Source organism: Dethiosulfatibacter sp., from assembly GCF_983023055.1.
On record NZ_CEZJXU010000444.1, the window covers coordinates 1 to 2,132 of the forward strand.

Sequence of the window (2,132 nt, forward strand, 5' to 3'; positions counted from 1 at the left end):
TGACTACCTTGTAGGCAACTGCTTCATCTATGGAGTTAAGATCTTCTCTTTGGATATTTTCAATGAGGGCTATCTCTTCCTGGCTTCTATTGTCAATATCCCTTACTATTGAAGGAATATCTTTCAATCCTGCCTGTCTGGCTGCCCTCCATCTTCTTTCTCCAGCAATAAGCTCATAGTGCTTTCCTGATTTCTTAACTATTACAGGTTGGATTATTCCATGTCTTTCAATTGACTTTGAAAGCTCATCGATCTTTTCCTCGTCAAAATTCTTTCTTGGCTGAAGAGGATTGGACTTAATAAGGTCTATACCTATGTTTAATATGGAATTTTCGTCTATCTTGTCAAACTCCTCACTGATTAGAGCCGACAATCCCTTTCCAAGGGCTTTTCTCTTGCTTGCCATATGTCCCCCTTATATTCTGCCTAGAAATTCTTCCGCCAGATTCAAATAAGCTACCGCACCTTTTGACTTGGCGTCATATTCAACTATTGATTGTCCAAAACTCGGAGCCTCTGCCAGTCGTACATTTCTCGGTATTATGGATTTATAAACCTTGTTTTTAAAATACTTCTTTACTTCCTCTACAACTTGAATTGAAAGGTTTGTCCTTCCATCATACATATTGAGGACTATTCCCTCTATGTCAAGATGTGGATTAAGATTTCTCTTTACAAGTTTGACAGTGTTCACAAGCTGACTTACACCCTCAAGGGCGTAATACTCGCACTGTATGGGAATTATTACGCTGTCGGAGGCCGTTAGAGCATTGATGGTTAAAAGACCAAGGGATGGAGGACAGTCGATGAAAATGAAATCATAGTTCTTCTTTATCTTTCCAAGAAAGTTCTTAAGAGTGTTCTCCCTGTGTTCAGTCTTGGTCAGCTCTATTTCCGCACCGGCAAGGTCTATATTAGATGGAATGAGGTGAAGGTTTTCAACATCTGTTTCGACGATGGCATTTATTTCCCCTGAGTCGACCGAGTCAGTAAAAAGACAATCGTATATTGTAAATTCAACTTCGTTTTTGTCTATTCCAAAGCCGCTTGTTGAATTTCCCTGAGGATCAATATCCACAGATAATACCCGCTTGCCTTTCATTGCAAGGATTGCAGACAGATTTACATTTGTAGTAGTCTTGCCTACACCTCCCTTTTGATTGAAAACTGATATAACCTTTCCCATGTTTCACCTCTAAATCTTATTTTTAGGAATTTTTACCTTTAATTCTATATATTCGTCAAAATCGGTCTGTTCGAATTCAGCAGGTACACCTGATTTCTTTATTTCATTGAATGCATACTTTATAGTATTGACATATATCCTATAGTTGATGAAATTCTTTATAAGTCTCTTGTTCTTGACCTTTTTGTCGCTACATTTCTTTATTATATCATCAATTAGTTTTTCAGTCTCTTTTACAGTTAAATTATTTTTAATAATTTTATTTACCACGTTTTGCTGTAAATCTTCATCCTTAAGTTTAAGGAGCGCCCTTCCGTGTCTTTCACTAAGACTGTGGTCCACTAGGTTTGCTTTTACTACTTCTGGTAGCTTAAGAACCCTTAGCTTGTTTGCAACTGTAGACTGTGTTTTTCCAATCTTATCTGCAAGCTCTACCTGTGTTATTTTGAAAATATCCATTAAATTTCTGTATGATTCAGCTTCTTCTAGGAAATTAAGATCTTCCCTCTGAAGGTTTTCTATTAGGGCAATAGCTGCAGAAGTACTCTCATCAACATCAATGACAAGGGAAGGAATTTCCTCCATTCCTGCAATCTGAGCTGCACGGAACCTTCTCTCCCCTGCAATAATTTCATATTCCTCGTCGTTGTTCTTCTTAAGAGATATTGGCTGGATTATTCCATATGACTGTATTGAATATGTAAGTTCAATTAGTGCATCTTCCTGAAATACCTTTCTAGGCTGGTGTTTGTTAGGAACTATCATGTTCAAATTTATCATTTCTACTGATTTGAATTCCTGCATATTTTATCCTCCTATAATGGTTTCTTTGTAGGTTTTCCGGCTTTTCTTGGGTATTTGTCCGGAGTATCCCTGAATTTTTCTATTATTATTATGCTTCTTGATATGTCTGTTCCCGGAAGCTGATATTTTATCGTTTCCTTGA

The 2,132-nt window shown here is 37.2% G+C and carries 3 protein-coding genes; all 3 read right to left on the reverse strand.

The annotated features are described in order from the left end of the window. On the reverse strand, positions 1–406 hold a 406-nt coding region (locus tag AC3AX0_RS12190; protein WP_487550552.1), incomplete at its 3' end, for a ParB/RepB/Spo0J family partition protein. Between the two features lie 9 nt (positions 407–415). After that, positions 416–1,186 (reverse strand): ParA family protein, encoded by a 771-nt coding sequence (locus AC3AX0_RS12195; protein WP_487550553.1) that lies wholly within the window; start codon positions 1,184–1,186, stop codon positions 416–418. A gap of 9 nt (positions 1,187–1,195) precedes the next feature. Beyond that, complete coding sequence (gene noc, locus AC3AX0_RS12200) at positions 1,196–1,990, reverse strand: nucleoid occlusion protein (protein ID WP_487550554.1); 795 nt, start codon at positions 1,988–1,990, stop codon at positions 1,196–1,198. Positions 1,991–2,132: the final 142 nt, after the last annotated feature.